Raw genomic sequence first — 20,613 nt, 5'->3', positions numbered from 1 at the left:
GATTCCTTCCAGCCGGCCGCGTCTCGCATGCCGCGGCCACTCAGCGCCCCATGGCGGAAAATTCCGCCAAATTTCGGGCAGGTTTTACCGGATGAACGCCTTAAGTGCAATTCACCCGGTAAAGAGGTCGGTTACGGCTTGAAGCCGAGCTCCCGCAGGGCGGCCGCGTCGCGCGCGGAGACGTCCGGATAGAGCGGATCGGAGCCCACATCCGTAGTGATTCGCCAGGAGCGAGCGCATTTGCGTCCCTCGGCGAGTTTCGGCACGACTCTAACCTTGGCGACCTCCGGCAGCGTGAAGGCGCCTGCAGGACCTTCGCCCCCGTCGATCTCGATTGCCGAGGTGATGCAGATTTCGGCGAAGTCCTGGCCGTCGAGCGCTCCGAGCAGATCCGGGTCGGCGACGTGGACGACGGGAGCCGCCTCGAGCGAAGAGCCGATGCGTTTTTCCTTGCGCTCGATCTCGAGCGCGCCGGTCACGACTTTGCGGACCTCGCGGATCTTCCGCCACTTTTCGGCAAGCGCGTCGTTGCGCCACTTCGCGGGGACCTCGGGGAACTGTTCGAGATGCACGGAAACGGCTTGTGGATTGCGCGAAAGCCAGGCCTCCTCGGCAGTGAAGGGCAGCATGGGTGCAAACCAGGTCACCAGGCAATCGAAAACGGTGCGGATGACCTGCAGCGAAGCGCGGCGGCGCAGCGACGACGGAGCATCGCAATAGAGCGCATCCTTGCGGATATCGAAGTAGAAGGCGGAAAGTTCCACATTCGAGAAATCGATGAGCGACCGGGCGATCCTCTTGAAGTCGAAGGCATCGTAGCCTTCGCGAACCAGCCGGTCGAGTTCGGCAAGGCGATGCAGCATCAACCTTTCAAGCTCCGGCATTTCGGAAAGCGCAACGACTTCGCCCTTGTCGTGCGCGAGCGTGCCGAGCATCCAGCGCACGGTGTTGCGCAACTTTCGGTAGGCGTCGATATTCGTCTGGATGATGGTCTTGCCCAGGCGCTGGTCTTCCCAATAGTCCGTCGTCATGACCCATAGACGCAGGATGTCGGCGCCTGCATCCTTCATCACTTCTTGAGGCGTGACCGTATTGCCCTTCGACTTCGACATCTTCTCGCCCTTCTCATCCATGGTGAAGCCATGGGTGATGACGGCGTTATACGGCGCGCGCCCGCGGGTCGCGCAGCTTTCGAGCAGCGAAGAATGGAACCAGCCGCGGTGTTGATCTGAGCCTTCCAGGTAGACGTCAGCGGGCCATTTCAGGTCCGGGCGGTCCTCCAGCGTGAAAGTGTGGGTCGACCCGGAATCAAACCAGACGTCAAGAATGTCCATGACCTGGTGCCAGCGCGTATGATCGTGATCCTTGCCGAGGAAGCGTTCCTTCGCACCTTCGGCGAACCAGGCGTCCGCTCCCTCCTTCTCGAACGCATCGAGTATGCGGGAATTGACCTCGTCGTCGGCGAGGATCTCGCCTTCGTCGCTGGCGAAGATTGCGATCGGCACGCCCCAGGCGCGCTGGCGCGAAAGGACCCAGTCGGGACGCTGCTCGATCATCGCCCTCAGACGATTCTGGCCGGCGCCGGGGACGAAACGGGTTCCGTCTATGGCGTTCAACGCACGCGAACGCAACGTCGTGCCATCGCCGAAATCCTTGTCCATGTACACGAACCATTGCGGCGTGTTGCGGAAGATGACCGGCTTCTTCGACCGCCAGGAATGCGGATAGGAATGCTTCAATCGGCCCCGCGCAAAGAGCGCATGCCGGCCGATCAGGGCTTTTATGACTCGCTCGTTGGCATCGCCCTTCTTGCCCTTGTCGTCGATGACCCGGCCGGCGCCGCCTTCCGCATCCGGACCAAAGCCGGGTGCATCGGCCGTGAAGTAGCCCGCATCGTCGACCGTGAAGGGGATGGCAGAGGAGATGCCGCGCGCTTCAAGTGCCCGGGCGCTGTCCATCCAGGCATCAAAGTCCTCGCGGCCATGGCCGGGAGCCGTGTGAACGAAGCCAGTGCCGGCATCGTCGGTCACGTGATCGCCGTCGAGTAACGGCACATGAAAGGCATAGCCGCCGCCGAGCCCGTGCAACGGATGCGCGCAAGTGACCGCCCCGAGCTCGTCCGCCTCGATATCGCGTACGAACTTGAACGTCACCTTCGCCTTGGCAGCCGACTCCTCGGCGAGCCGCTTGGCGAAGATCAGCTTCTCGCCCGGCTGAGGACCATAATCGTTCTCGGCGGCCGCGACCTCGTAAAGCCCGTAGGCATAGCGTGACGAATAGGCGATCGCTCGGTTGCCGGGGATCGTCCAGGGGGTCGTGGTCCAGATGACTACAAAGGCGCCGGCAAGCGCATCGGGCCCCTGGGTTACCGGGAACTTCACCCAGATCATATCGCTTTCGACGTCGGCATATTCGACTTCGGCCTCGGCAAGGGCCGTACGTTCGACGACCGACCACATGACCGGCTTCGAGCCGCGATAGAGCTGACCTGACCTGGCGATCTTCATCAACTCGCCGGCGATGCGCGCCTCCGCGTGGAAGTTCATCGTGGTGTAAGGGTTTTCGAAGTCTCCCTCGATGCCGAGACGCTTGAATTCCTCCGTCTGGACACCGATCCAGCCGCTGGCGAATTCACGGCATTCCTTACGGAACTCGTTGACCGGGACCTCGTCCTTGTTCTTGCCCTTTTCCCGATATTTTTCCTCGATCTTCCATTCGATCGGCAGGCCGTGGCAGTCCCAGCCTGGGACGTAGTTCGCATCGAAGCCGCGCATCTGGAACGATCGGTTGATCACATCCTTGAGGATCTTGTTCAGCGCATGACCGATATGGATGTTGCCGTTGGCATAGGGCGGGCCATCATGCAGGACGAACTTCTCGCGGCCGGCAGCCGATGCGCGCAGCTTTTTGTAAAGCTCCATATTCTGCCAACGGGCGACGGTCTCCGGCTCCTTCTGCGGCAGACCCGCACGCATCGGAAAGTCCGTCTGCGGCAGGTAAAGGGTAGAGGAATAGTCGATCTTTTCAGCGGTCTCGGTCATGGTTTTCGCATTCGTCTTTTCCGCGCGGGGTCGTCACGCAGGCGGAAGGGTTCGGTAATCTCGAAGATGAATGGGGGCGCTGGAACGCCGAAATCCCGGACCTTCCGGCGCAGACTAAAGCGCGCGGAAAGCCGGGCCAATAATTCGCTGATCGATGATCACTCGATGGAACCGGGTCATTATGGCCGGTTCTTTAAGGCGTTTTCCGCCTTTTGAAAAGGTCCGCCGGAACGGCATGGCCGAATTCTTTAGGGTGCCGAATGGCAACCGCCTGATATCCCTCAGCCGAAAGTGAGCCTGCGGTCGATGTCGCTCAGGGGCTGAACGCCCGCAATCAGCGCGCGGGCCTCGCTCTCGTCGCTGCGCATCTGTACCATCAATTGCTCCAGGCCATCGAACTTGAGTTCGTCGCGCAAGCGGCCGAAGAAAGATACGGCGCAGATCTCTCCGTAGAGGTCAGCGGAAAAATCGAACACGAAAGTCTCGAGCAGGGCCTCGCCGTCACTGTCGACGGTCGGGCGCCGCCCGAAACTCGCAACGCCATCGTGGAGCGACCCGTCCGCCCGGCGGAAACGTACCGCATAGATGCCGCTTTTCAGCTCAGCCTCGGGCGGAAGGCGCATGTTCGCCGTCGGATAGCCGAGCGTCCGGCCGAGCTTCTTGCCGCCGATGACTTCCGCTTCGACCGTGTAACGGTAACCGAGCAGCCCGGCCGCGTGCGAAACATCCCCCTCGGCGAGCAAGGAGCGAATAAAGCTCGACGAAATGACGGCGGCATTTTCGTCGCGGAAGGCATCCACCAGGGTCACCCCGAATCCTTCCCGCTCGCCGGCCGCCATGAGGAAGGCGGGCCCGCCTTCCCGCCCCTTGCCGAAATGGAAATCGAAACCGGTAACGACATGGGAAGCGTGCAGCCATTCGCGCAGAATGCGATGAATGAAGTCGAAGGCCGAAAGCTCCGAAAAGCTCCGGTCGAAGGGATATTCGATGACGGCGCCGAAACCCATTCCCTCGAGGATACGGGCTTTTAGCGGTGCCGGGGTTAGGCGGAACACCGGCGTCTCGGGTCGGAAAACCGTGCGCGGATGCGGTTCGAAAGTGAGCACCAGCGCCGGAACGCCACGCTTCACCGCCTCGGCCAGTGCGCGGTTCAGCACCGATTGATGGCCGCGGTGCACGCCGTCGAAATTGCCGATGGCGACCACCCCGCCGCGAAGATGGCCGGGGAGCGGATCACGGGTCTCGTTGCGATGAAAAACCGTCATGCCGATCTTCCCGTCATGCCAGCCGCGGCATCCACCATTTCGGCGTTGCCCCGTTCTGTCTGAGAAAGGCCATCAGCTTGGCTTCGTCGGTGCGGCTTTCGTGCATATAATCCTGCGCATGTATGCCCGCGCTGATATAGAGCAGATCGAAGCCTGCATCCTGCGCACCTTTCACATCCGTGGGCATGCCGTCGCCTATGGCAACGACGCGCGAAAGGTCGAACGCGCCCCTGACCGCCTTCGCCTCGGAAAGAGCGGTGCGATAGATGGAGATATAGGGTTTTCCGGCGATCCGGGCCTCGCCGCCGAGCTCTTCATAAAGCTTGGCAATGGCGCCGGCGCAGGGGATCAAGCGATGCCCGCGCTCGACAACGAGATCGGGATTGGCGCAGATGAACGGAACGTTCCGATTGGCAAGTGCCGTCAGCGTTGCCCGGTAGTGCTCGGGCGTCTCGGTCTCGTCATCGTAGAAGCCGGCGCAGACGATCGTCTCGGCTTCGTCGGCGGAGACGATCTCGGTGCCGAGCCCTTCGAGCAGCGGCAGATCACGATCGGCACCGATGAAGAAGATGCGTTTCTCGGCCTTGGCGATCAACGCGCGCGTCACATCGCCCGAGGTGACGATACGGTGATAGGCTTCGTCCGGAACTCCAAGGCCGCGAATCTGCACCGTGACGCCTGGATGCGGCCGGGGCGAATTGGTGACGAGAACGACGGTCAGCCCTTGGGCGCGCGCCTCGGCAAGCGCTTCACAGGCGGATGCAAAGGCTTGAATGCCATTGTGAAGCACGCCCCAGACATCGCAAAGGACCACGTCGTAACGGCCGGCGATTTCCCGAAAACTGTTGATCCTGATGGCCATGCTGGCTTCCTGCAAACTCGGCTTTCCGGCTGACATCGCAAGGAAGGAGCAAGATTACAAGCCTCGCGGAGAGAAAAACGCTGCCCTTCCAATGGAATTCGGCGTTGTGCAACAGCACCGTCACAGAAGCCTGAGAAGCTGACACGGGACAGCCGGCGCGGCCAAAATTCTCGCAGTCGATCCTTGACTCGTTCAGCAGCCGGCCTTATCTCGGCTGCGCTAGCACTCAAATGAGAGGAGTGCTAACACCCATCCGGCGGGTCCATCCGCGACCCGCAGTGTCATTTGATCGAGGGATTAGACAATGGCAAGCACCAATTTCCGTCCGCTGCACGACCGCGTCGTCGTTCGCCGCGTCGAATCTGAAGAAAAGACCAAGGGCGGCATCATCATTCCGGACACCGCGAAGGAAAAGCCTCAGGAAGGCGAAATCGTGGCTGTCGGTTCCGGCGCCCGTGACGAAAGCGGCAAGGTTGTTCCGCTCGACGTCAAGGCCGGCGACCGCATCCTGTTCGGCAAGTGGTCCGGCACCGAAGTCAAGATTGACGGCGAAGACCTTCTGATCATGAAGGAAGCCGACATCATGGGCGTCATCGGCTGATAGGCCGACAACCCTTCCAAACTTCCGCAATTTGAAACCGGATCCGTTCCGGAATTTCGAAACCAGGAGCTTTCAAAATGGCAGCTAAAGAAGTCAAGTTCGGCCGTAGCGCGCGCGAAAAGATGCTGCGCGGCGTCGACATTCTCGCCGACGCGGTCAAGGTGACGCTCGGCCCGAAGGGCCGTAACGTCGTCATCGACAAATCGTTCGGCGCACCGCGCATCACCAAGGACGGCGTTTCCGTCGCCAAGGAGATCGAACTCGAAGACAAGTTCGAGAACATGGGCGCCCAGATGGTCCGCGAAGTTGCTTCGAAGACCAACGACATCGCCGGCGACGGCACGACGACCGCAACCGTTCTCGCTCAGGCAATCGTTCGCGAAGGCGCGAAGGCCGTTGCCGCCGGCATGAACCCGATGGACCTTAAGCGCGGTATCGACCTCGCCGTCGCTGAAGTCGTCAAGGACCTGCTCGCCAAGGCCAAGAAGATCAACACCTCGGACGAAGTCGCCCAGGTCGGCACGATCTCGGCAAACGGCGAAAAGCAGATCGGTCTCGACATCGCCGAAGCGATGCAGAAGGTTGGCAACGAAGGCGTCATCACGGTTGAAGAAGCCAAGACCGCCGAGACCGAACTCGAAGTCGTCGAAGGCATGCAGTTCGACCGCGGTTATCTGTCGCCCTACTTCGTCACCAACCCGGAAAAGATGGTCGCCGACCTCGAAGACGCTTACATTCTCCTGCACGAGAAGAAGCTCTCCAACCTTCAGGCGATGCTCCCGGTTCTCGAAGCCGTCGTCCAGACCGGCAAGCCGCTCCTCATCATTGCTGAAGACGTCGAAGGCGAAGCTCTTGCAACGCTCGTCGTCAACAAGCTGCGTGGCGGCCTGAAGATTGCTGCCGTCAAGGCTCCGGGCTTCGGCGACCGTCGCAAGGCCATGCTCGAAGACATCGCCATCCTGACGGGCGGCACCGTGATCTCGGAAGACCTCGGCATCAAGCTCGAAAGCGTCACGCTCGACATGCTCGGCCGTGCGAAGAAGGTTTCGATCACCAAGGAAAATACGACGATCGTCGACGGTGCCGGCCAGAAGTCCGACATCGAAGGCCGCGTCGCCCAGATCAAGGCCCAGATCGAAGAAACCACTTCCGACTACGACCGTGAGAAGCTGCAGGAGCGCCTTGCCAAGCTCGCTGGCGGCGTTGCCGTCATCCGCGTCGGCGGTGCGACGGAAGTCGAAGTGAAGGAAAAGAAGGACCGCATCGACGACGCTCTCAACGCGACGCGCGCTGCAGTTCAGGAAGGCATCGTACCGGGCGGCGGCGTTGCTCTGCTGCGTTCCTCCGTCAAGATCACCGTCAAGGGTGAAAACGACGACCAGGATGCCGGCGTCAACATCGTTCGCCGCGCTCTGCAGTCTCCGGCCCGCCAGATCGTCGAAAACGCTGGCGACGAAGCATCCATCGTTGTCGGCAAGATCCTCGAGAAGGACACCGACGACTTCGGTTACAACGCACAGACCGGCGAATATGGTGACATGATCGCCATGGGCATCATCGACCCGGTCAAGGTCGTTCGCACCGCGCTTCAGGACGCAGCCTCGGTTGCTTCGCTGCTCATCACCACCGAAGCCATGATCGCCGAGCTGCCGAAGAAGGACGCTCCGGCAATGCCTGGCGGCATGGGCGGCATGGGCGGCATGGACATGATGTGATAAGGCGACAGCCTTAGCACAGCAGGTTCATAAAGCTTCGCCCATACACTTTAAGTGGTTCAGCGCGCCAAGCGCGCTGAACTGGCGGCATGGACATGATGTGATAAGGCGACAGCCTTAGCACAGCAGGTTCATAAAGCTTCGCCCATACACTTTAAGTGGTTCAGCGCGCCAAGCGCGCTGAACTGGCGGCATGGACATGATGTGATAAGGCGACAGCCTTAGCACGATTAGATCCATCCGGATCAAAGGGGCGGCTCTCGAGCCGCCCCTTTTTGATTTATGGTGCTGGCCGTAGCGGCCGCAGCATACCCCGGGTGCTATGCCAGCAATGTCTTGAGATCGACCTGGGGATCCGCCAACAGCGCTCGATTGGGCGTCACTCCCTGCTCGAGCAGCTTCTTGCCGGTGACGTAGGCCTTGGCGTCGTTTATCGCGTCGACGGCGATCAGCTTGCCCTGGCGGAAATACCAGACCGATACGCTGCCTTCGCGCTGGCCCGGCCGAACCAGCGTTTCGTCATGGCCGAGACCGAAACCGGCGATCTGCAGTTTGACATCGTACTGGTCGGACCAGAACCAGGGTTTCGGTGCATAGGGAACGCTGCTGCCGGCGAGGACCGCGGCAACCGCCTCTGCCTGGTCGACTGCATTCTGCACGGATTCGAGGCGGATACGCATGCCGTCCCATGGCAGTACAGCGCAGTCTCCCATGGCGAAGACAGCGGGATCGGATGTTCGCCCATGGCTGTCGACGACGATCCCGTTGGCCGTTTCGATACCGGCGTCGTGCGCCAGGTCATCATTGGCCGTCACGCCAATTCCGACGATCACGATGTCGACGGGAATGACGGAACCGTCGGAGAGCTCCGCCGCCGTGACGCGTCCGTTATGGCCGATCAGACGGTGGAGCCCCGTGCCTTCCCGTATATGCACGCCGTGCGCGCTGTGAATTTCGCGCACGATCGCCGAGGTGGCGGCCGAGGCGACGCGCTGAAGGATGCGGTCGGCCATTTCGATGACGGTCACCTCGAGCCCTGAGATGCGGGCAACCGCTGCAGCCTCGAGCCCGATATAGCCGCCGCCGACGACCAGCACTCGCCGGCCGGGCTGCATTTCCTCCGCCAGCAGGTCGGCATCCCTGAAGTCGCGCACCACATACACGCCGGCAAGATCGCCACCCACCGCAGCCGGCAGCCGTCGTGGCGTTGCGCCGGTTGCGAAGGCAAGCGTCTCATAGCCGAGCGTCAAACCATCGCTGAGCACCACCTGCCGTGTGGCACGATCGACCCGCGTGACCGTCGTCGAAAGACGGATATCGATCTCGTGCTCCGCATACCAGGTCTCCGGCCGGTAAAGCAGGCGATCGAGCGTCATTTCGCGCAACAGATATTTCTTGGAAAGCGGTGGCCGCTGGTAAGGCAGGCTGGCTTCGGCCGCGACGACGGTGATCGGACGCATGTCCTTGAGGGCGCGAAGCTTGGCGACCAAAGCGAATGCGGCTTGACCGCCACCGACAACAACAAGTCTTCCCGACACCTGCTCCATCCGTCTCAAAAGGTTCGTGTTGATCGCTATCCTCCCGGCCCGTGGCCGGTCCATCTCAGGCCGGAAGGTTCCCGCTGCAAATCACTCCTTGCGCGGGATCTCCATGCCCTTCTGCGTGGCCGGGCGCGCCAGGCCGCGATCCACCCATGCCATGACCTTCGGGAAGCTCTTATAGTCGAGCACCTCGGCTCCACCATAGAATTTGCGTGCCCCCTCCACCCAGGGATAGGTCGCGATATCGGCGATCGTGTACTCCTCTCCCATCAGCCATTGCCTGCCTTCGAGCCTCGCTTCGAGAACGCCGAGAAGACGTTTTGCTTCGTCTCGGTAACGCTGAACGGGATAGGGATTGTTCGCGACCTTGTCGGCCGCGAATTTGAAGAAATGGCCGAACTGCCCGAACATTGGTCCGACGCCGCCCATCTGGAACATCACCCAGGACAGCGTCTCATAACGGCGGGCCGCATCCGCAGGAATGAGCTTGCCGGTCTTTTCTGCGAGATAGATCAGGATCGCGCCCGACTCGAACAGGCCGATCGGCTTACCGTCCGGCCCGTTCGGATCGATGATCGCCGGAATGCGGCCGTTCGGATTGAGGGAGACGAATTCGGGCGACTTCTGCTCGTTGGTATCGAAGGAAATGCGATGCGCCTCATAGGTCAGGCCCAATTCTTCGAGAGCAATGGAGACCTTCACGCCGTTCGGCGTCGGAAGCGAATAGAGCTGGATGATATCGGGATTTTTCGCCGGCCAGCGCGACGTGATCGGAAAGGAGGAAAGATCAGCCATAATGGATGCCTCTAGGTGGGATATCGAAAGGGTGTCTGCCGCCCCAACATAGGGAGTGCCGGTTGCGTTTGTCAGGGCCGAAGGCGAATTTGCGAGCCCTCACCTTGCCGATCTCCATCGTCAAAGCGCAGAACGTACGGCCGCGAGAATCCGGTCGATCAGTGGATTGCCCCCATGCTCCGCCTTTCGCGCCCGTACGAGGCAGGCCTCTGAGCGAAGGATCACGCCATCGGAGAGAATCTTCAGATGGTTGGCCTTGAGCGTCGAGCCGGTCGAGGTGATGTCGACGATGATGTCGGCTGAGCCGGATGCCGGCGCACCCTCGGTCGCTCCCAGACTCTCGACGATCCGATAGAGCTGAATGCCGTGGCTGCCCGAGAAGAATTGCTGCGTCAGGCGCCAGTATTTGGTAGCGATGGCGAGGCGCCGGCCGTGGCGCGCGCGGAAATCTGCGGCGACGTCGCCGAGGTCAGCCATGGTGTCGACGTCGTACCAGATTTCGGGTACCGCGACGACCACATCGGCATGGCCGAAACCAAGCCTGGCGGCAAACTCGACGCGTGCATCGGCATCCGCCAGGCCTTCTCGCACGAGGTCCTCTCCCGTAACGCCGAAATCCACTGCGCCGCTGCCGATTTCACGCGCGATTTCCGAGGCCGACAAAAAGGTTATCTCGACGTCTTCCACGCCTTCCACGCGGCCGCGATACGATCGGTCGTTGCCAACCGCCGTGATCCTCATGCCGGCGCGTTCGAAAATAGCCGAGGACTCATCCTTCATCCGCCCCTTTGAGGGCAGCGCAATAGTGACGGTCATTTCTCTCTCCCCGCAGCCTGTTCTATCCGGTCGAGCCAAAGAGAAAAGCCGACGGCCGGAATATGCTCACGAGCGCCGAGCAAGGTGAGGAGGCGGTCGAACCGGCCGCCGCCGGCGAGCACTGCGGGGGTGCCTTCGACGTGGATTTCGAAGACGAGGCCCGTGTAATAGTCGAGCGGTCGTCCGAAGGCGGCGCGGTAACGCATCGGGCCGGGATCGGCGCCCGCCAATGCGAGCGCAGCCACGCGCGCATCGAAGAGTTCCAGCGCGTCGTCGATCCTCAGACGCGCCTTGCCGGCGAAGCTGTGGAGCGCGGCCGGAGCGTCGGCGAGCGGCAGATCAAGAGCGAGGAACGCGCGCATGACGGCAAGCGCTTCCTTGTCCAGCCGGGTGGCTGCAAGTTCGACCTTTTCCTTCAGGCGCCGGGCGATATCGCGGGGCGAGCGGCTGGCATTGGTCGAATAACCGGTCGCCTCCATCGTCTCGCCGATATGAGCGACGAGCCGCTCTTCGTCGTCGAGCATGCCCAAGGCTGCGACGCGCTCGACGTCGTGGCCGAAGACGCCGGGCGATTTCGGGTCGGCCAGCTCGGCCAAGAGCCTGTCCAACTGCTTCTGATCCCCGAAGGCATGAATGAGCCGTTTCTGCCAACCGCCGGGCAGGCCACAGGCGGCAATCACCGCTTCGAAGACCGACTGGTCGCCAAGCGTGACCTTCAGCCGCTCGCCCGGCAGTCGATTGGAAAGGACGAACAAGGCATCACCGACCACCCGCGCATCAGCGGCGGCCGTATCCGGATCGCCCAGATCTTCGATGCCCGCCTGGTAGAACTCGCTCGATCCGTCGCGGCGCTGCCGGAACACCTCGCCCAGATAGGCGTAGCGTTGCGGCGTTCCGGTTGCGGTCTCGATATGTCGCAGGCAGACGGGGATGGTGAACTCCGGCCGCAGGCACAGGCTCTCGCCGGTTTCGCTCTCGGTCATGAAGATCCGCCGGCGCAGGTCTTCCCCGGCCATGTCGAGGAAAGGCTCGGCAGGCTGGATGACCGGCGTGTCGACGCGCAGCGTGTTCCGGCGTTCGAAATCCGCAAGGAGGTCGCCGGCGAAACCGGGAAGATCAATGAGAGGCATCGCGGTCAACCCGCCCTTTTCCGGTCCTCGGCCTGGTCCGCGAGAATTTCGCGAATCTTAACGACGAGTTCGCCTTCCGGGACGGAAATCTGAGCGGCACGCGCCTCGCGCCAAGCGACATTATCTTCGATTTCGCCAGAGAGCCGCTTGCCTTCGATCAGGTCCTTGATCTGTACGACGCCGGAAGCGCGCTCGTCGCCGCCCTGAATGACAGCGATCGGCGAACCGCGACGATCGGCATATTTGAGCTGGTCGCCGAAGTTCTTCTTGTTGCCCTGGTACATTTCGGCGCGGATGCCGGCATGACGCAGATCCTGCACAAAGCGCTGGTAGCGCCCCATGCTTTCGATGTCGCGGTCCATGACGCAAACGACGACCGGCGCGGTGACCTGTTCTACGCCCAGTTTGCCCAGATTCTTGAGCGCCGTCATCAGCCGAGACACGCCGATCGAAAAGCCGGTCGCCGGCACCGGCTGTCCCATGAAGCGCGACACGAGACCGTCATAGCGGCCGCCTCCGCCGACGGAGCCGAAGACGACCTTCTCCCCCTTTTCGTTGGTGACGGCGAACTGCAACTCCGCCTCGAAAACGGGACCCGTATAATATTCCAGACCACGCACGACCGAGGGGTCGATCTTGATGCGGTCCGCCTCGTAGCCGGCGCTGAGCACAAGGCTGCGGATCGTGTTCAACTCATTGACGCCCTCGGCGCCCCGGGCCGTCCCGGCGACGAGTGCCGCCAACGCGTCCGCGCTCTCGGCATAGTCGGTGATGCCGACAAAGAACAGGATCTTGCCGATCTGCTCATCGTCGAGCCCGGCGCCCTTGGTGAAGTCGCCGCTCTCGTCCTTGCGTCCTTCGCCCAGCAACAGCCGCACGCCTTCCGGGCCGAATTTGTCGAGCTTGTCGATGGCACGCAGCACCGTCAGGCGCGTATTCATCTGCTCGCCGCCGCCGAGACCTATCGCCTCCAGAACGCCGTCGAGAACCTTGCGGTTGTTGACGCGGATCACGTAGTCGCCGCGGGCAATGCCGAGCGCCTCCATCGTGTCGGCCATCATCATGCACATTTCGGCATCGGCCTGCACGCCGGCGGCACCCACCGTATCGGCATCGAACTGCATGAACTGGCGGAAACGGCCCGGCCCCGGCTTCTCGTTGCGGAAGACGTAGCCGGCGCGATAGGTCCGGTAGGGAAGCTGGATCTCGTTGAAATTCTCGGCCACGTGGCGCGCCAGCGGCGCCGTCAGGTCGTAGCGAAGACTAAGCCACTGGTCGTCGTCGTCGGTGAGCGAGAAGACGCCTTCATTCGGCCGGTCGCTGTCCGGCAGGAATTTTCCGAGCGCGTCAGTATATTCAAAAAGCGGGGTTTCCACCGGATCGAAGCCGTAGCGTTCATAGACCTCGCGGATCTTCGAAACCATCTCGTCCACGGCGCGGATGTCCGCGGCCGGACGATCTACGAAACCACGCGGCAAGCGCGCCCTGAGCTTCTGCGTTTTCTTCTGTTTTTCATTCATGGAAAGCATTCCGGACTTCGTGCTTGGTCGGTGCCTTCCCTACCGGATCATGGCAGAAGCGGCAAGGGCGACCGCCCTCAGGCCTCGCCCATAGGCTCCCTTTCGGAACATAGCGCCGCCGCCTCCGTTCCGGGCCAACGGCGCGGCTACAAATGACTTGATTGTGAATTTCGCCGTCTGCGCGTATAGGTTAAGTTGGAGATCGAGGGCAATTCGGGGACGAGCGGAATGCTGAACTTCATGACACCGGGATCCGGAGCGGTAAAGCCGTTGAGTTTGGAGGCCCACGAAGCCTGGACCCGCCGCGTCTCGCAGGCGGGTTGCCTGGTGGAACCGTGGCGTTGCGACCTTTCCAGCGGCGCCTTCGTCGTCGGTTCCAGGACGCTTGCCGTTCTTGGCCTGCGGCGCAACCCCTGCGGGATCATCGACCTCGTAAGGGCCTATGACGAAGGTGATCGATCCACCATCCTGAACATCCTGGAAAGGGCGACGGAAAGCTCCTCATCCTTCTGCTTTTCGACAACGATCCGCAGCGGGACTGGGCATCCTTCCCCACTCTATTGCATCGGCAATTCGACGCTTAGGGAAAGGGGCGCAGAAGGCTCGCTCGAAGGCGTATTCGCCCTGCCGGAGACCGGGAAACTGAGCGCGTGAGTTCTCCGTGCCGATCTTCGCTCGCGAGCTCTTCTCATCTGAGGCGGAACACCCTACCTTCAACGCATGCTGCGCTGGCTCGCCATCATGCTCGTTTTCCTGTCCGCGCCCTTGAGCGGCGGGCTTGGTGCGGCCGCGCAGGCCCGGGACTTAGCCGTCCGGGCGAGTGATCCGCATCATGTTGTTTTGCTGACCGAACGCGGCTCCCACGGCGCGCAGATACCTCATACGGCTTGTGAAGATTCGCGGCATTGCAAGCACCCCGCAAAGCCCGTGCACCCGTTTCTCTGCTCCGCCTGTATAGCAGTTGGCGTCACCCTGCCCAGTCTGGTCCGGACCTATAGCTCCTCCGAAAGACTGGCCCCTGGTCGCGACGACGAGCTCCGCGCGCTGCGTCTGAAGCCTCGGTACCCCCCGCCCAAACCGCCCTCGTCGCGTGCTTTCAGGAAAATCGCGTAACGGTTTTCCGTCCGAGACTTCAATCTCGGCGCGACCAACGTTCGCGCCACCAAGACAATGATCGAAAGGAAATATCATGTTCCTCAAATTCTTGACGGCCGCCCTTCTGCTGGCCTCATCCGCTGCTCCCGCGCTCTCGCAGGAGACCGACCACGGCAACATGCATCACGGGTCCGTGGAAAGTGGCGCGTCGGCTGCCACATCACCGTCGAGCAAAGCCTTTGCGGAGGCGAATGCCAAAATGCACAAGGATATGGACATCGTCTTCAGCGGCAATACCGATGTCGACTTCGTGCGCGGCATGATCGCTCACCATCAGGGGGCAATCGACATGGCCAGGGTCGAACTCCAACACGGCAAGGATGAAACGATCCGCAAACTGGCGGAAGACATCATCGCGGCGCAGGAAAGCGAGATCAAGATGATGAAGGAGTGGCTGGCAAGGAACGGCGGCTAAACCATTGTGATCTCAGGTCCAGCCGACCTGAAATCATGAACGTGGCGGATTTCGCCAGCGAGTCTGGAGCGGGATGGGCGGAGTACCGGAACCGTTCCGCTCCGGACTTGGTGCGAAACTGTTTGCATCAACAATTTGGTCCATTGACGAAAAGCCTTTTTCCCTCTCGATATGGTGATGTCGCCCGCGTGCTGACAGAAGGTCGCAAGCTCGCCTTCCACCGGCACAGGTGCCAATCCGTCACGAGGGGAAACCATGACGATACCACCCGGTGCATCTCCACAATTGTACAATGAAGACCTCGCGCCCGCCAAAGAACGCAATTGGGGCGCATTCTCGATTTTCAACGTCTGGACATCGGACGTGCACAGCCTTTGGGGCTACTATCTCGCCGCCAGCCTGTTTCTCTTCTGCGGCAGCTTCATGAACTTCCTTCTGGCCATCGGCATCGGCTCGCTTATCATCTTCTTCCTGATGCAGCTTGTCGGGCTTGCCGGTGTACGCACCGGCGTACCCTTCCCGGTCCTCGCCCGGGCATCCTTCGGTATCTGGGGAGCGAACTTTCCTGCCATCGTCCGCGCTATCGTCGCGTGCTTCTGGTATGGCGCGCAGACGGCGGCGGCCTCTGGCGCCATCGTTGCGCTGCTTATCCGCAACGAGAGCCTGCTTCAGTTTCACCAGTCGAGCCACATGCTCGGTCATTCCACCCTGGAGCTGATCTGCTACGTCGTCGTCTGGGGTCTTCAGCTGCTGATCATTCAGAACGGCATGGAAACGGTCAGAAAATTCCAGGATTGGGCCGGGCCGGCTGTCTGGGTGATGATGCTGCTGCTCGCGGTCTATCTCGTCGTGAAGTCCGGCGGCTTCTCGTTCAGCCACACAATCCCGATGGACGTGCTGCTGGAGAAGACAAAGAATGCCGGGGTGCCCGGCGTTCCGGGATCACTCGCCGCGCTCGCTGCGGTAGCGGCGATCTGGGTCACCTATTTCTCCGCGCTTTATCTCAATTTCTGTGATTTCTCGCGCTACTGCCCGAGCGAACGGTCGCTGAAGGTCGGCAATCTGTGGGGCCTGCCGGTCAACCTCGTCCTGTTCTCGCTGGTGGCCGGCATCACCACCATCGCAGCCTACAATGTGTATGGCGAGGTGCTGTTGCATCCCGACCAGATCTCGGCGAAGTTCGACAGCTGGTTCCTCGCGCTGGTCGCAGCCCTCACCTTCGCCGTGGCGACGCTCGGCATCAACGTCGTTGCCAATTTCGTGTCGCCTGCCTTCGATTTCGCCAATGTCTTCCCCAAGCATATCGACTTCAAGAGGGGCGGCTATATCGCCGCGCTGATCGCCCTGGCGCTCTACCCCTTCGCGCCATGGGAGGGCGGAGCTGCGCACTTCGTCAACATGATCGGCAACACGATGGGTCCGATCTTCGGCGTCATGATGGTCGACTACTATCTTATCCGAAAGGGCCGCGTGGACGTGGACGCGCTCTACCGGGAGGACGGTGAGTTTCGCTTCGAGAACGGCTGGCACGTCAACGCGCTCATTGCCGCCGGCATCGGCATCGTCTTCTCCTCGATTCTGCCGGGGCTTACATCCGTCATGCCGACCTGGTGGGGTGTCTACGGCTGGTTCTTCGGGGTCGCCATAGCCGGTGCGATATATTACGCGCTACGCTCCTTCAGATCAGCCAGGCCCTACCCTGCCTGACCTGGTGCCTTTCCCACCAAAGCGCCCTCCTCCCGTTGGGGAGGGCGCCGCTCGTCTCCGACGCGCCAATCATGCCGCCGGGCGTGTGAAGCGGCGGCGAAGCTCCTCTATCGGAGCACGGCAGAAACAGCCCTCTATGTGGTCGTTGACGAGGCCCATCGCCTGCATGAAAGCATAGACGGTCGTCGGACCGACGAAAGTCCAGCCGCGCTTCTTCAGATCCTTCGAAATCCTGATCGATGCAGGCGTCGTCGGATTGGCGATGAGCGCGGCCTGATCGACGACTGCCGGACGCTCGCTGCTTTCGGGTTCATGCGACCAGAAATAGGCCGCGAGCGATCCGAATTCCGAACGCAGCTCCTTTGCACGGCGAGCATTATTGATGGTCGAGACGATCTTGCCGCGGTGGCGGACGATGCCGGCATCGGCAAGGCATCGCTCGACGTCCTCCTCTCCGAACTCGGCAACCCTGTCGAAGGCGAAGCCCGCGAATGCGGCGCGAAACGCCTCGCGCTTTCTCAGGATCGTCAGCCATGAGAGGCCCGACTGGAAGCCTTCGAGGCAGATCTTTTCGAACAACCTATGATCATCGGCGACAGGCCGGCCCCATTCCTCGTCGTGATAGCGGCGGTAATCCTCCAGATTGCCATGCCAGGCGCAACGATCGAGCCCGTCATCCCCCGTAATCAAACCCTTTGCTGCCATCCTCCGCCTCTCTCCGTTGTTTCCATTTTGTTCTGTTTACCATCTGCAAACCACATCGATAAAGGGGCGAATAACCCTACCCAGAGCTTTATTGCGCCGGCCCGCCTTCGGCGTCGTTCCGTTTACCATTCGGTCGCAGACGGATGAGAGCATCGCGCCATTGCCGGAGTGAGAAATGCGAATGCGAATTCCCGCAGCCGCACTCCATGAAAAAAGGTCCCGCCGGAGGCAACTCCCTGGACTTAGAAATTGATTTCGGCCAAGTAGCGAGTCCGTCCGATGCTGAAGAAATCCCTTATCCTTGCCGCGTGCTTTCTCACGGTCTTCTCCGGGGCCGCAGGTGCGCAGGATCGTTATCAAAATCGCCCGCCTGTCATCGTCAGCCCGGATCTGACCGCCCCCTGGGTGATGCAGCTGACCGGTGAGCGCGTGGTCTACCGCCAGCAAGTTCCCACAGCCACCCGAAAGCAGCAGGGACGGCGCGGGCTTGTTCGTCGTCCGGCCGATGCAGCCGCACAGCAAGCCTCTATCGCCCGCAGGCAGAAGCCGGCAAAATCGAGTATCGATCCGCAGTTCCTGCCGCAGATGGTCGCTTACGCGACCAGGGAAAAGCCCGGGACCATCGTCATCGATACCAACAACCGCTTCCTCTATCTCGTCACCGGCAAGGGAGAAGCCCGGCGCTATGGCGTCGGAGTCGGCAAACCGGGCTTCGAATGGGCCGGAGAGCACAGGATCACGCGAAAGGCCGAGTGGCCAGACTGGACGCCGCCGCAGGAGATGATCGCGCGCGAGGCAGCCCAAGGCCACTATCTGCCGGCCCGCATGGACGGCGGTCCGCAAAATCCTCTCGGCGCCCGCGCCATGTACCTAGGCTCGACGCTCTATCGCATCCACGGAACGAATGCTCCGTGGACGATTGGCTACGGCGTTTCCTCCGGATGTATTCGCATGCGCAACGAGGACGTGGTCGATCTCTACGAGAGGGTGAAAGTCGGGACAAAGGTCATCGTGATATAGCGACTTGGAGTCTTACAGTACTTCTCCGCCTGTTATCTCTTCATCTGCCGAAATCGTGGTTTTGAAGCAACAGATGTTCCAAGAGATACAAGAACGGCCGATATCGTTTCACTATCGAATGTATCGCAGGCGAGCACTTGCGGTTAAATCGCTTGGCTTGCTTGCAACGAGGGTTCAGAGGGATTGATAATGAGACTTCACGTCACGGGGATGGCCGTACTCACAGTCGCGGCCGCGGCTCTTCTTGCCGGAAACGCCGCGGCATTCAGCCCGGCAGATGTCGCCGGCGCGGGCGCCGAGCGTTCCGAAATCATACAGGTCGCGCAGCCGAAGAAACCCCCGCAGAGATATTGGCGCACCAAGGTCCGCTTCCGCACGGACGAAGCTCCCGGCACGATCATCGTCGATACCAACAGCAAGTATCTCTATTACATCGACGGTCGGAACCGCGCGACGCGCTACGGCATCGGCGTGGGCCGGGACGGCTTCGGCTGGTCTGGTGTCGTGAAGGTTGGTCGGAAAGCCGAGTGGCCCAGCTGGACGCCGCCGGCCGAAATGCGCGTGCGCGAGAGAGCGAAGGGCAGGATCCTGCCGATCACGCAGCCGGGCGGCATCGACAATCCGCTCGGCGCCCGTGCGCTCTACCTCTACAAGGGCGGCCGAGACACGATCTTCCGTATCCATGGTACCAATCAGCCATGGACGATCGGTCAGAACATGTCGTCGGGCTGTATCCGGATGATGAACGAGGATGTCGAACACCTTTATGAGCGCGCCGGTATCGGCACGAAGGTCATCGTCATCGGCCCGGGCAGCAAGCCCGGAGACACCTATTTCGATGATCGCGGCGTCGATATTTTCCGCACGATTTTCGGTGGATGACGTCCGGATCCCTTGGAGTTGCGATGACGCCGCGTGCGGCCTCTCATGCGGCTGTCACGATCTTCTCCCCGTCTGACGGGGAGAAGATGACGGCAGGCGGATAAGGGCCTTGCCAAAACCCTCGTCAGAGCCCCACCGGTTTCGAGCCGCCATAGGCCCAATCGAGCAGTTCCACCGTGTGCAGGATCGGGATCTCCGTCCCGCTGGCGATCTGCGTGATACAGCCGATATTGCCGGTGGCGATGACGTCGGCCCTGGTCGCCTCAATGTTCCGGACCTTCCGCGCCTTCAGCTTCGCAGATATCTCCGGCTGCAGGATGTTGTAGGTCCCGGCCGAGCCGCAACAGAGATGGCCCTCGGCCGGCTCGCGCACCGAGAAGCCGGCGCGTTTCAGGAGCTGCTTCGGGGCCGCGGCGATCCTCTGTCCGTGCTGCATCGAGCAGGCGGAGTGATAGGCGACCGTAAGGCCACGCGGCTCGCGCTCCGGCAGGTCGAGGGTCGCGAGATATTCGGTCACGTCCTTCGCCAGTGCGGAAACGCGCGCGGCCTTCTCCGCATAGGTCGGGTCGAGCCGCAGCATGTGACCGTAATCCTTTATCGTGGTGCCACAGCCGGAAGCGGTGACGATGATTGCGTCGAGGCCATCCTCCTCCGCCACCTTGAGCCATACATCGACGTTGTGCCGGGCGGCCTGCAGCGCCTGCTCCTCCCGTCCCATGTGATGGACGAGCGCTCCGCAACAGCCCTCTCCCGCCGAAACAACCACCTCGACGCCTTGTCCGGTGAGGAGACGGATGGTCGCATCGTTGATCTCCGGCCGCAGCACCGGCTGAGCGCAACCGGTCAGCAAGGCGACGCGCGCGCGCGGCGTGCCCTTTGCAGCGTAGACAGCCGGCCTTGCCGCCCGCGATACCGGTAGCGCGGCCGGCGCCAGATCCAGCATGATGCCGAATGTCCTGAGAAAGGGCACCCTTTTCAGCAATCCGGCAAGCGGCCGTGCAAGACCCGCGGCCCCGAGGGCCAGCCGGAAGCGGGACGGATAGGGAAGCGTCGCGGCAATGACGGAACGGGCGAGCCGATCCTTGAACGGCCGCTTATACGTCTTCTCGATGTGAACGCGGGCATGGTCGACGAGATGCATATAGTCGACGCCCGAGGGACAGGTGGTCATGCAGGAAAGACACGACAGACAGCGGTCGATATGGGTAACGGTTTCGGTATCCGCGGCACGGCCGTTTTCGAGCATGTCCTTGATCAGGTAAATCCGTCCGCGCGGACTGTCCAGTTCGTCGCCAAGAACCACATAGGTAGGACAGGTGGCCGTGCAGAAGCCGCAATGCACGCATTTGCGCAGAATCGTTTCGGATTCGGCGACATGCGGGTCGGCGAGTTGCTCAGGGGAGAAATTGGTCTGCAACCGAGTACTCCATTTGACGCCTTGCG

Annotated in this window: 17 protein-coding genes; 7 read left to right on the top strand and 10 right to left on the bottom strand. The window is 61.5% G+C overall.

Going from position 1 to position 20,613, the window contains the following annotated elements; genetic code table 11:
* Positions 1-131: 131 nt before the first annotated feature.
* The 3 genes from ileS to FB009_RS03480 form a co-directional block, all read right to left on the bottom strand.
* Positions 132-3,041, bottom strand: a complete 2,910-nt coding sequence (gene ileS, locus FB009_RS03490) for an isoleucine--tRNA ligase (RefSeq protein ID WP_018208858.1) — start codon at positions 3,039-3,041, stop codon at positions 132-134.
* Positions 3,042-3,322: 281 nt separating this feature from the next.
* Positions 3,323-4,306 carry a bifunctional riboflavin kinase/FAD synthetase gene (locus FB009_RS03485; RefSeq protein ID WP_011974615.1) on the bottom strand — a complete coding sequence of 328 codons (984 nt, stop codon included), beginning with the start codon at positions 4,304-4,306 and terminating at the stop codon, positions 3,323-3,325.
* 13 nt (positions 4,307-4,319) lie between these two features.
* Positions 4,320-5,168, bottom strand: coding sequence for a TIGR01459 family HAD-type hydrolase (locus FB009_RS03480; protein WP_011974614.1), 849 nt, complete (start codon positions 5,166-5,168; stop codon positions 4,320-4,322).
* 304 nt (positions 5,169-5,472) lie between these two features.
* On the opposite strand from FB009_RS03480, the gene groES reads away from it, so the two are divergent.
* Positions 5,473-5,769 (top strand): co-chaperone GroES, encoded by a 297-nt coding sequence (groES, locus tag FB009_RS03475; protein WP_011970827.1) that lies wholly within the window; start codon positions 5,473-5,475, stop codon positions 5,767-5,769.
* A gap of 77 nt (positions 5,770-5,846) precedes the next feature.
* Positions 5,847-7,484 carry a chaperonin GroEL gene (groL, locus tag FB009_RS03470; protein WP_011974613.1) on the top strand — a complete coding sequence of 546 codons (1,638 nt, stop codon included), beginning with the start codon at positions 5,847-5,849 and terminating at the stop codon, positions 7,482-7,484.
* 320 nt (positions 7,485-7,804) lie between these two features.
* Here groL and FB009_RS03465 read toward each other — a convergent pair whose 3' ends face one another.
* The 5 genes from FB009_RS03465 to hisS all read right to left on the bottom strand — a co-directional run bounded on the left by FB009_RS03465 (position 7,805) and on the right by hisS (position 13,286).
* The gene (locus FB009_RS03465; protein ID WP_153423362.1) at positions 7,805-9,031 is read right to left on the bottom strand and encodes an NAD(P)/FAD-dependent oxidoreductase; all 1,227 of its coding nucleotides are present in this window, start codon (positions 9,029-9,031) and stop codon (positions 7,805-7,807) included.
* A gap of 81 nt (positions 9,032-9,112) precedes the next feature.
* Positions 9,113-9,820 (bottom strand): glutathione binding-like protein, encoded by a 708-nt coding sequence (locus FB009_RS03460; protein ID WP_011974611.1) that lies wholly within the window; start codon positions 9,818-9,820, stop codon positions 9,113-9,115.
* A gap of 120 nt (positions 9,821-9,940) precedes the next feature.
* Positions 9,941-10,636, bottom strand: coding sequence for an ATP phosphoribosyltransferase (gene hisG, locus FB009_RS03455; protein ID WP_011974610.1), 696 nt, complete (start codon positions 10,634-10,636; stop codon positions 9,941-9,943).
* On the bottom strand, positions 10,633-11,766 hold the full coding sequence (locus tag FB009_RS03450; protein ID WP_011974609.1) for an ATP phosphoribosyltransferase regulatory subunit: 1,134 nt from the start codon (positions 11,764-11,766) through the stop codon (positions 10,633-10,635). Before FB009_RS03450 ends, hisG begins: the two co-directional genes overlap by 4 nt.
* Before the next feature lie 5 nt (positions 11,767-11,771).
* Positions 11,772-13,286 (bottom strand): histidine--tRNA ligase, encoded by a 1,515-nt coding sequence (gene hisS, locus FB009_RS03445; RefSeq protein ID WP_024325488.1) that lies wholly within the window; start codon positions 13,284-13,286, stop codon positions 11,772-11,774.
* A gap of 228 nt (positions 13,287-13,514) precedes the next feature.
* Here hisS and FB009_RS03440 point away from each other — a divergent pair, with 228 nt between their 5' ends.
* From FB009_RS03440 to FB009_RS03425, 3 genes are all read left to right on the top strand, one after another.
* Positions 13,515-13,940: a hypothetical protein gene (locus FB009_RS03440; protein ID WP_011974607.1), complete on the top strand. Its 426-nt coding sequence runs from the start codon at positions 13,515-13,517 to the stop codon at positions 13,938-13,940.
* Between the two features lie 535 nt (positions 13,941-14,475).
* Positions 14,476-14,856: a CopM family metallochaperone gene (gene copM / locus FB009_RS03430; protein ID WP_011974606.1), complete on the top strand. Its 381-nt coding sequence runs from the start codon at positions 14,476-14,478 to the stop codon at positions 14,854-14,856.
* A gap of 255 nt (positions 14,857-15,111) precedes the next feature.
* Complete coding sequence (locus tag FB009_RS03425) at positions 15,112-16,563, top strand: NCS1 family nucleobase:cation symporter-1 (protein ID WP_011974605.1); 1,452 nt, start codon at positions 15,112-15,114, stop codon at positions 16,561-16,563.
* Between the two features lie 69 nt (positions 16,564-16,632).
* Here the strand turns inward: FB009_RS03425 and FB009_RS03420 are convergent, their stop codons facing one another.
* Positions 16,633-17,268, bottom strand: coding sequence for a DNA-3-methyladenine glycosylase I (locus FB009_RS03420; protein ID WP_011974604.1), 636 nt, complete (start codon positions 17,266-17,268; stop codon positions 16,633-16,635).
* 279 nt (positions 17,269-17,547) lie between these two features.
* On the opposite strand from FB009_RS03420, the gene FB009_RS03415 reads away from it, so the two are divergent.
* Together FB009_RS03415 and FB009_RS03410 are read left to right on the top strand one after the other, a co-directional pair.
* Positions 17,548-18,288 carry a L,D-transpeptidase gene (locus FB009_RS03415; RefSeq protein ID WP_011974603.1) on the top strand — a complete coding sequence of 247 codons (741 nt, stop codon included), beginning with the start codon at positions 17,548-17,550 and terminating at the stop codon, positions 18,286-18,288.
* Positions 18,289-18,477: 189 nt separating this feature from the next.
* Positions 18,478-19,170: a L,D-transpeptidase gene (locus tag FB009_RS03410; protein WP_024312368.1), complete on the top strand. Its 693-nt coding sequence runs from the start codon at positions 18,478-18,480 to the stop codon at positions 19,168-19,170.
* A gap of 124 nt (positions 19,171-19,294) precedes the next feature.
* Here FB009_RS03410 and glcF read toward each other — a convergent pair whose 3' ends face one another.
* Positions 19,295-20,587, bottom strand: a complete 1,293-nt coding sequence (gene glcF, locus FB009_RS03405) for a glycolate oxidase subunit GlcF (RefSeq protein WP_011974601.1) — start codon at positions 20,585-20,587, stop codon at positions 19,295-19,297.
* Positions 20,588-20,613 lie beyond the last annotated feature (26 nt).

It is taken from the genome of Sinorhizobium medicae (genome assembly GCF_007827695.1).
GTDB lineage: Bacteria > Pseudomonadota > Alphaproteobacteria > Rhizobiales > Rhizobiaceae > Sinorhizobium > Sinorhizobium medicae.
Note: the sequence above shows the minus strand (reverse complement) of the source record. Positions and strands in the feature narration are given on the sequence as shown.

Coding starts and splice junctions, on each gene's coding strand:
- ileS (WP_018208858.1), bottom strand. CDS start 3,041: ATGACCGAGACCGCTGAAAAGATCGACTATTCCTCTACCCTTTACCTG.
- FB009_RS03485 (WP_011974615.1), bottom strand. CDS start 4,306: ATGACGGTTTTTCATCGCAACGAGACCCGTGATCCGCTCCCCGGCCAT.
- FB009_RS03480 (WP_011974614.1), bottom strand. CDS start 5,168: ATGGCCATCAGGATCAACAGTTTTCGGGAAATCGCCGGCCGTTACGAC.
- groES (WP_011970827.1), top strand. CDS start 5,473: ATGGCAAGCACCAATTTCCGTCCGCTGCACGACCGCGTCGTCGTTCGC.
- groL (WP_011974613.1), top strand. CDS start 5,847: ATGGCAGCTAAAGAAGTCAAGTTCGGCCGTAGCGCGCGCGAAAAGATG.
- FB009_RS03465 (WP_153423362.1), bottom strand. CDS start 9,031: ATGGAGCAGGTGTCGGGAAGACTTGTTGTTGTCGGTGGCGGTCAAGCC.
- FB009_RS03460 (WP_011974611.1), bottom strand. CDS start 9,820: ATGGCTGATCTTTCCTCCTTTCCGATCACGTCGCGCTGGCCGGCGAAA.
- hisG (WP_011974610.1), bottom strand. CDS start 10,636: ATGACCGTCACTATTGCGCTGCCCTCAAAGGGGCGGATGAAGGATGAG.
- FB009_RS03450 (WP_011974609.1), bottom strand. CDS start 11,766: ATGCCTCTCATTGATCTTCCCGGTTTCGCCGGCGACCTCCTTGCGGAT.
- hisS (WP_024325488.1), bottom strand. CDS start 13,286: ATGAATGAAAAACAGAAGAAAACGCAGAAGCTCAGGGCGCGCTTGCCG.
- FB009_RS03440 (WP_011974607.1), top strand. CDS start 13,515: ATGCTGAACTTCATGACACCGGGATCCGGAGCGGTAAAGCCGTTGAGT.
- copM (WP_011974606.1), top strand. CDS start 14,476: ATGTTCCTCAAATTCTTGACGGCCGCCCTTCTGCTGGCCTCATCCGCT.
- FB009_RS03425 (WP_011974605.1), top strand. CDS start 15,112: ATGACGATACCACCCGGTGCATCTCCACAATTGTACAATGAAGACCTC.
- FB009_RS03420 (WP_011974604.1), bottom strand. CDS start 17,268: ATGGCAGCAAAGGGTTTGATTACGGGGGATGACGGGCTCGATCGTTGC.
- FB009_RS03415 (WP_011974603.1), top strand. CDS start 17,548: ATGCTGAAGAAATCCCTTATCCTTGCCGCGTGCTTTCTCACGGTCTTC.
- FB009_RS03410 (WP_024312368.1), top strand. CDS start 18,478: ATGAGACTTCACGTCACGGGGATGGCCGTACTCACAGTCGCGGCCGCG.